We start from the raw sequence: 8,274 nt of genomic DNA on the forward strand, positions 1-8,274 counted from the left end.
AGCGTCCATCCCGCGAGTGCGGGGACGTGGTCGCCTCCGCCGGCCGAGGTCGCCACCGGGCCGCTCTTGCGAGCTAAGCGGGATCGAACGCGGGGGTCGTCGCCTCACGACGGCTGCGGTCCCTGGCGAACAGCGGCAGCGTCCACTGACAGAGCGGACCCACCAGGAGGGCGAACAGCACGGTGCCCACCCCGACGTTGCCGCCGAGCACCCAGCCGGTCGCGAGCACCAGGCCCTCGATGCCGGTGCGCACCGTCCAGATCGGCCAGCCGGTGCGGGCGTGCAGCCCGGTCATCAGGCCGTCGCGCGGACCGGGGCCGAGTCCCGCACCGATGTAGATACCCGAGGCGATGGCCAGCAGCAGCAACCCGGCGGCGAACAGCAACACTCGCAGCCACAGGGCGAGGTCTGCCGGCACCAGCCACAGGCCGACATCCGCGGCCGGGCCCACCAGCACAGCGTTCAGGACGGTGCCGATGCCCAACCGCTGCTTGAGCGGGATCCACAGCAGCAACACGATGCCGCTGATGATCGTCGTGATCACTCCGAAGCCGAGGTGCAGCTGCCCGTCGATGCCCTGGGTCAGCACGTCCCACGGGGCCACCCCGATCGCGCCGCGCACGATCAACGCGATACCGATTCCATATAGGAAGAGGCCAATGATGAGTTGAATCACACGACGGGTCATAAGAGTCAATCCAATTGCATCAGCACCCTGTCCTCAAGTAGCCAATTTGCCTAGAGTGGCTTCATGTCGTCGAACCAGCTCACCGCCCGCGCCCTCGAGTCATTGCTGGGCGACTGGCGCACGGCGGGCAGCGCCTACCGGGCGTTGGCGGACCGCATCCGCCTGCTCACCCTCGACGGTCGCATCCCCACCGATAGTCGGCTGCCCGCCGAACGCGACCTCGGCACCAGGCTGGGGCTCAGCCGCACCACGGTCACGGCCGCGTACCGGCAGCTGCGCGAGGCCGGTTACCTGCACAGCGTGCAGGGCTCCGGCAGTGTCGCCCGCCTGCCCGGGGTGTCCGTCGTGGCGGATGCCGCGGTGCCGGCCGGCGTGCTCGATCTCGGCCAGGCGGTGCTGCCCGCCTGGCCTGGCCTCGCCGAGGTGGCCGCGCTCGCCGCGGCGGACCTGCCGGCGCACCTGGTCGGCTCTGGCTTCGACCCCGTCGGCCTGCCCGAACTGCGCCGGGCCATCGCCGACCGCTACCGGGCCAGGGGGCTGCCCACCGAGCCCGAGCAGATCATGGTCACCGTCGGCGCCCAGCACGCCATCGCCCTGCTCGCGCGGGTGCTGATCAACCGGGGCGACAGGGTCCTCGTCGAGACGCCGACCTACCCGCACGCCTACGAGGCGCTGCGGGCAGCCGGCGGTCGCCTGATGCCGGTGTCGGTCACCGCCGCGCTGCCCGGCGCGGATGCCGGCTGGGACGAGTCGGCGTTGCTGCAGACGATCCAACGCAGCAATCCGGTGCTCGGCTACCTGATGCCCGACTTCCAGAATCCCACCGGGCAGACCATGCCCGTTGCCCAACGCGAACGGGTGTTGGCCGCGGCTGCCCGGCAGGGCACCGTGCTGATCAGCGACGAGACCATCGGCGAACTCGACATCGACCGGCCGGGGGAGTTCGGCCCGTTCGCCGCCTCGGCCGACCCCAACCGGCCCGACCTCGCCGTCACCGTCGGGTCGGTCGGCAAAACGGTCTGGGGTGGTCTGCGGGTCGGCTGGATCCGGGCCGACCCCGGCCTGATCCGCAAGCTGGCCGCGGCCCGCCTGGCCAACGACCTCGGCACCCCGGTGCTCGAACAGCTCATCGTCACCCGGTTGCTGCGGGAGTTGCCCGAGATCCTCGAGTCCCGCCGGGTGCTGCTGCGGGCGGGCCGGGACCGGCTGGTATCCGGTCTGGCAGAACGGTTCCCCGACTGGCAGGTGCCCCAGGTGGACGGCGGCATCACCCTCTGGGTCAACCTCGGCCGACCGGTCAGCTCCCAGCTGGCCCTCGCTGCCCGCGCCCAGGGGCTGCTGCTGCCGGCCGGTCCGCGCTTCGGCATCGACGGGGCGTTCGAAAGGTTCCTGCGCATCCCGTTCTGCTCCGGTCCCGACGAGCTGCCGCGCGCGCTCGACGCCCTCGCGCTGGCCTGGGAGTCGTTGCTGCGGCATCCGCTGCCCGACACCGGCTACCTCGCCGACGTGGTGTGACCGTAACCAGACCGTCACATCTCACGGCCGCCGGCCCCGCTGGTGGCTGCTGTGCAATGGGATACTGATCGGGTGTATTTTCTCTCGGTCTTGAGCATGAAGAACCGGGCGCTCATCGCGCTCATCACCATCGTCGCGGCCGTTTTCGGCTCCCTCGCGCTGACCAGCCTCAAGCAGGAGCTGATCCCCTCCCTGCAGCTGCCGACGTTGCTGATCTCGACGAGCTACCCGGGTGCCTCGCCCGAGGTGGTCAACGATGACGTGTCCACGCCGATCGAGACCGCCATCCAGGGCATCGAGGGCCTGGAATCCACCTCCACCACCAGCAGCACCAACTCGTCGTTGGTCAACGCGACGTTCACCTACGGCACCGACCTGGTCAAGGCCGAATCCAAGATCAGCCAGGCCGTCAACCGCATCAAGACCACCCTGCCCGCCGACCTCGACCCCCAGGTGATCAGCGGCAGCATCGACGACTTCCCGGTGCTGTCGCTCGCCGTGTCCGGCGGCGACGCCGACACCATCGCCGACCAGCTCACTCGCAGCGTCCTCGGCGACATCCGCGACATCGACGGGGTGCGCGATGCCGCCCTCGTCGGCGACATCGGCCGGCGCGTCACCATCACGCCGGATGCCGCGGCCCTGGCCGCGCGCGGCCTCAGCGCGAGCGCCATCCGGGACGCTCTGCAGCAGAACGGGTCGCTCATCCCGGCCGGTTCCCTCACCGAGAACGACACCACCCTGTCGGTGCAGGCCGGCACCAAGCTCGGCTCCGCCGAGGACATCGCCGCGTTGCCCCTGATCGGCAGCGCCGCGGCCGGCCTGTCGCCCGCGGCGGCCGGCCCGGTCTCGATCGGCGACGTTGCCGCCGTCGCGGTGGTCGACAACCCCGTCACCAGCATCTCCAGGGTCGACGGCGAACCAGCCCTCACCATCTCGGTGACCAAGGTGCCGGCCGCGAACACCGTCGACGTCTCGACCGCCGTACGCGCCATCCTGCCGCAGCTCGAGGACGCCGTGCCCGGCACCACCATCACCGTGGTCTTCGACCAGGCCCCGTTCATCCAGGAGTCCATCGACGCGCTCACCCAGGAGGGCATCCTCGGCCTGGTCTTCGCGGTCCTGGTGATCCTGGTCTTCCTGCTGTCGGTGCGCGCCACCCTGGTCACCGCGATCTCCATCCCCACCTCGGTGCTCATCACGTTCATCGGCCTGCAGTCGGTGGGCTACTCGCTCAACATCCTCACGCTCGGTGCGCTCACCATCGCGATCGGCCGAGTCGTCGACGACTCCATCGTCGTCATCGAGAACATCAAACGGCACCTGGTCTGGGGCGCCGACCGCGCCGAGACCATCGTGCGAGCGGTCCGAGAGGTGGCCGGCGCCATCACCGCCTCCACCATCACCACCGTCACGGTGTTCCTGCCGATCTCCTTCGTCGGCGGCTCCACGGGCGAGCTCTTCCGACCGTTCGCGCTCACTGTCACCATCGCCCTGCTCGCCTCGCTTTTGGTCTCACTCACGATCGTTCCGGTGCTGGCCTACTGGTTCCTGCGCGCGCCGAAGCCCGCCGCCACGGCCGAGCCGTCCCCGGACGGTCAGGCGATCGCCGCGTCCGCCGCCATCACGGCCCCGCCGGTCAGCGCCGTGCCAGCCACAGCCGTGCCAGCCACAGCCGTGCCGGTCAGCGCCGGGACCGCACCGGCCGCCGTCGCGTCGACCACCTCATCCACGCCGACCACCCGCAACCGGCACGCCGCGCCAGACGCCGACGGCTTCGACGAACGCGATGCCCGCGAACAGCCCAGTCGTCTGCAACAGGGCTACCTGCCGGTCATCAACTGGACCCTCCGCCACTACGTGGCCACTCTCTTGCTCGCAGCCCTGGTCCTGGTCGGCACCGTCGCCATGCTGCCCTTCATGAAGGTCAACTTCCTCGGCTCGACCGGCCAGTCCACCTTCCAGGTTAGCCAGGAGCTTCCGGTGGGCACCAGTCTCGCCGCCCAGGATGCCGCCTCCACCGCGGTCGAAGACGCCGTCCGCGCCGTCGACGGGGTGAGCATCGTGCAGGTCTCCATCGGTGGCGGCAGTGCGTTCGCGGCCTTCGCCGGGGGAGGGTCGTCCTCCAGCACCGTCACCTACTCGGTGACCACCGACGATTCCGCGGATGCCGACGCGGTGCAGGTCGACGTGCGCGAGCAGCTCGACACCCTCGACGACGCCGGCGAGATCACGGTCTCGTCCGGGGGCGGCTTCGGCGGCTCGTCAGACATCGAAATCGACATCACGGCGGCGTCCGGTGCCGACCTGCAGACCGCATCCGACGACATTCTCGCGGTCGTCGGCGAGCTCGACTCCCTCACCCAGGCCAGCAGCAACCTCGCCGCCTCCCGCCCGTACGTGGCCGTGACCATCGACCGCAGCGCGGCGGCCGCCGCCGGGCTCAGCGAACTGGCCCTCGGCACGCTGGTGTCACAGGCGATGCAGCCCAGCACGATCGGCTCGATCGTGATCGACGAGGCCACCCTGTCGGTCTACCTGCAGTCGGGCTCATCCCCGACCACCACGGCGGAGCTCGCCGCCCTGCAGATCCCCACGCCCGCGGGGCTGGTCCCGCTCGACAGCCTGGCCGCCGTGCAGCAGGTCGACGGACCGTCCACCCTCACCACCACCAAGGGGCTGCGCACCGCGACGATCTCGGCCACGCCCAACAGCGACGACCTCGGTACCGCCACCGCCCAGGTCACGACAGCCCTGGCCGATACCGAGCTGCCCACCGGCGCCACGGCGAGTCTCGGCGGCGTCTCCGCCGACCAGACCGACGCGTTCCAGCAGCTGGGCATCGCGATGCTCGTCGCCATCCTGATCGTCTACATCGTCATGGTCGCCACCTTCCGGTCGCTGTTGCAGCCGCTGCTCTTGCTGGTGTCGGTGCCGTTCGCGGCGACAGGGGCGATCGCGTTGCAGGTGGTCACGGGCATCCCGCTCGGCGTCGCCTCGTTGATCGGCGTGCTGATGCTCATCGGCATCGTCGTGACCAACGCCATCGTGCTCGTCGACCTGGTCAACCAGTACCGGCGCCGGGGGCAGAGCGTCTACGACGCCCTGGTGCACGGCGCGTCTCGCCGGTTGCGGCCGATTCTGATGACGGCGCTCGCGACGATTTTCGCCCTGCTGCCCATGGCCGTCGGGCTCACCGGACACGGCGGCTTCATCTCGCAGCCGCTGGCGCTCGTCGTCATCGGCGGCCTGGTGTCATCGACGGTGCTGACTCTGGTGGTGCTGCCGGTGTTGTACCTGGTGGTTGAGGGCGGCCGGGAGAACCGTCGGATGCGGCGTTCACTGCGCTGATCTAGCCGGTCCCGAGTCCGATCCCGCGGTCGGTGAAGAAGGGGAGCGGGTCGAGAGCTATGCCGTCGACTCGTACCTCGAGGTGCAGGTGGCAGCCGGTGGAGGAGCCGGTGCTGCCCACTCCGGCGATCACCTGACCGGCCATGACGCTCTGGCCGGCAGTCACGAGGGTGGCGTCGTCTGCGATGTGGGCATAACCGGTGGTCACCCCGTCGCCGTGGTCGATCAGCACCCAGTTGCCGTAGGTCCCGAACCGGCCGGTCTGGGCGACGACACCGGCGCTGGCGGCGTAAACGGGGGAGCCGCACGCGGCGGCGAGGTCGGCCCCCGAGTGGAACGGCAGAACGCCGGGCAACGGCAGCTCAGGGCGGGGGCCGAACCCGTCGGTGAGGCTTCCCACAGCGGGAGTGGCCCAGCCCTGGTCGCTCAGCCGGGCACCGAGGGTGCCGGCCAGTTGGCTGGCCGCCTGGGTAGCGCGGTCCGCGGAGGCCTGGACGGAATCGGCCAGCGCTGCCTCGGCGTTCGTGCTGGCGGTGGCGAAGGCCGCGGTGGCCTGACTCAGCGACACCTCCGCGGTCGCGAGGGCGTCCTGCTGCTCGGTGACGGTGAAGGCCTGCGCCGCCGTCTGCGCGGTGGCGAGGTCGGCCTGAAGGGTCGCCGCACGGTGGCTGTCCCGGTCGACAAGGGCGCGGATCTCGCTCATATTGCCTGCCAGCACCGAGATCCGGTCGACGGTTCCCAGCCGGGAGAGCAGGTCCGCCGAGCCCCGATCGCTGAGCAAGGCGTCCAGCGTCGCCGTGCCGGAGCCCTCTTGCACCATCGTTCGCACCAGGTTGGCCATCGTTCGCGTCGATACCTCCGCTCGAAGTGCGGCCGCGTCGGCCAATACACGAACCTCCTCGACCCTGGTGAGGGCGGCGGTCTTATCGGCCATGGTCGCCGCGAGATCGAGTCTGGCGGTGTCGTAGGCCGACTGGGCGGTGGCGCGAGCGCTCTCCGCGGCCGCGAGAGCGGATGCTGCGCGGGCCGCGTCGAGTGAGGGCGCCGCCACCGCGGTGCTCAGGGGCCTCGTCGCGCGGCCGGGCGAGCGTGGGGCCGGAGACGACGGCCTTGTTGATGTCGATGGGGTGTTTTCTGGGCTCCCGGGGGGCGTGACTGGAGACGTCGGGGGCGTGGGGTCCGTGGGCGGATCCGTGGGTCGGGGGGTTGGCTGCGGGGTCGGCGTCGGCTCTGCTGTCGGCTCCGGGGTGGGCGTGGGGGTGGGGGTCGGCTCCGGGCTGGTCGGGTCACCCGGCGTTGGCGGACTGGTCGGGCTGGGGCTGATCGGCGGCCCGGACGGCACCGGGGACACGCCCGGTTCCGAAGGTTCGTCGATCGGTGACTCCGTCGGTTGCGAAGTCGGTGTCGGTGTCGGTGTCGGGGTGGGTGGTGGGGTCTCCGTGGGCGTGGGCGTGGGCGTCGGTGTGTCGGTTGGCTCGCGTGTGCCCGTGTCCGTTGCAGCCGCGAGGGCGGATGCGGCGTCCAAGCGTGTCGCCGCTCCCGCCGTGAGGACCGTGGAACCCAACACGAGCAGACCCGCCATGGCGACCGTTCGCAGTCGGCGTGCGCGCACGACTCGGTGTGCAGCGCTGCCACGCGACGTCAGGGCCATGTCCGAATCGCAATCCCGAGCGGTAGAAAGTTGGCCGGTCAACCGGCAGTGGCGCCAGTATCGCACCGCGCCCTGGCGGCCGCTACGCGTCCGGTTGTACCGGTGAATCGGCCGTTCCGGCGCTCTAGATCGAGCTGGAGGTGGATGACCGAACTGACCCCACTGGCCTCACTGGCCCGGCTGACGCTGCGGGTCTGGTCCTACTGGCACGGTTCCTACGGGTCCTACTGGCACGGGTCCTACGGGTCCTACGGGTCCTACGGGTCCTACGGGTCCTACGGGTCCTACGGGTCCTTCGGGTCCTCCGGGTTCACCTGGCGCTACTGGCACTGTTGTGTCGTGGCCCGCCGTCCGGTCAGGTCCTGTGCTGCTCCTGCGTGGCAGGGTTTTTGCTGGGTATTTCGATGAGTGTTTGGCCGGGGTCGATGGTGGCCGGTGGTCGGAGCCAGTATTGGCTTTGGTGTTCGAGGATTTGCCAGCCTTGGTTGTGGAGTAGTCGGTGGTGGGGGTTGCAGAGCAGGATGCCGAGTCGGAGGTCGGTGTTGCCGTGGTCGCGGGCCCAGTGTTGGATGTGGTGGGCTTCGGTGAGGGTGGGTGGTTTGTCGCAGTCGCTCCATCGGCAGCCGCCGTCGCGGGTGGCGAGGGCGATGCGTTGTGCGGGGGTGAAGAGGCGTTCTTCGCGGCCGACGTCGAGGGGGTGGCCGGTGGGGTCGAAGGTGATGTTGATGGTGCCGGAGTCGCAGATGAGCCGGTCGATGGTGTGCTGGGATACGGGTGCGGGGTTGCCTTCGAGGTAGCCGTGGCCGGTGCCGTCCGGTAGTGGGGTGAGGATCTCGGCCGGGTCCTGTAGCCGCTGCTCTCCAGCGCTGTCGTTGGGGCCACCGGTGGGCTGGCTAGTGCACTCCGCGTCGGGCTGGTTGTTGAGCTGGTCGTGGGTCTGGCTGGTGGCTCGGCTGGTGGGCGGTGTGCCGGTGGGTGGTGTGGGGGTGAGGGTTGTGAGGATGCGGACGGCGGGTTTACGGCCGCCGAGCATGTGGTGGGGGTTGACCTCGGTGCCGGCGGTGAGGAG

At 70.2% G+C, this 8,274-nt stretch carries 5 protein-coding genes; 2 read left to right on the top strand and 3 right to left on the bottom strand.

Translation table 11 applies throughout. The annotated features are described in order from the left end of the window. Nucleotides 1-73: 73 nt before the first annotated feature. Complete coding sequence (gene yczE / locus RCH12_RS04745) at nt 74-688, bottom strand: membrane protein YczE (protein WP_327016191.1); 615 nt, start codon at nt 686-688, stop codon at nt 74-76. 63 nt (nt 689-751) lie between these two features. On the opposite strand from yczE, the gene yczR reads away from it, so the two are divergent. Both yczR and RCH12_RS04755 read left to right on the top strand, forming a co-directional pair. Next, a complete protein-coding gene (gene yczR, locus RCH12_RS04750) occupies nt 752-2,203 on the top strand; it encodes a MocR-like transcription factor YczR (RefSeq protein ID WP_327016192.1) in 1,452 nt (483 codons plus the stop codon). A gap of 72 nt (nt 2,204-2,275) precedes the next feature. Next, on the top strand, nt 2,276-5,554 hold the full coding sequence (locus RCH12_RS04755) for an efflux RND transporter permease subunit (RefSeq protein WP_327016193.1): 3,279 nt from the start codon (nt 2,276-2,278) through the stop codon (nt 5,552-5,554). Nucleotide 5,555: 1 nt separating this feature from the next. On the opposite strand, the gene RCH12_RS04760 is transcribed toward RCH12_RS04755, so the two are convergent. Then, a complete protein-coding gene (locus RCH12_RS04760) occupies nt 5,556-6,605 on the bottom strand; it encodes a M23 family metallopeptidase (RefSeq protein ID WP_327016194.1) in 1,050 nt (349 codons plus the stop codon). Between the two features lie 955 nt (nt 6,606-7,560). Beyond that, nucleotides 7,561-8,274 (bottom strand): HNH endonuclease signature motif containing protein (locus RCH12_RS04765; RefSeq protein ID WP_327016195.1); only part of this gene is annotated, 714 nt, incomplete at its 5' end.

It is taken from the genome of Cryobacterium sp. MP_3.1, from assembly GCF_035984795.1.
Lineage (GTDB): Bacteria > Actinomycetota > Actinomycetes > Actinomycetales > Microbacteriaceae > Cryobacterium > Cryobacterium zongtaii.

What these genes read in the sequence shown, in the direction of transcription:
- yczR (WP_327016192.1), top strand. Translation starts at nt 752, where the DNA reads ATGTCGTCGAACCAGCTCACCGCCCGCGCCCTCGAGTCATTGCTGGGC.
- yczE (WP_327016191.1), bottom strand. Translation starts at nt 688, where the DNA reads ATGACCCGTCGTGTGATTCAACTCATCATTGGCCTCTTCCTATATGGA.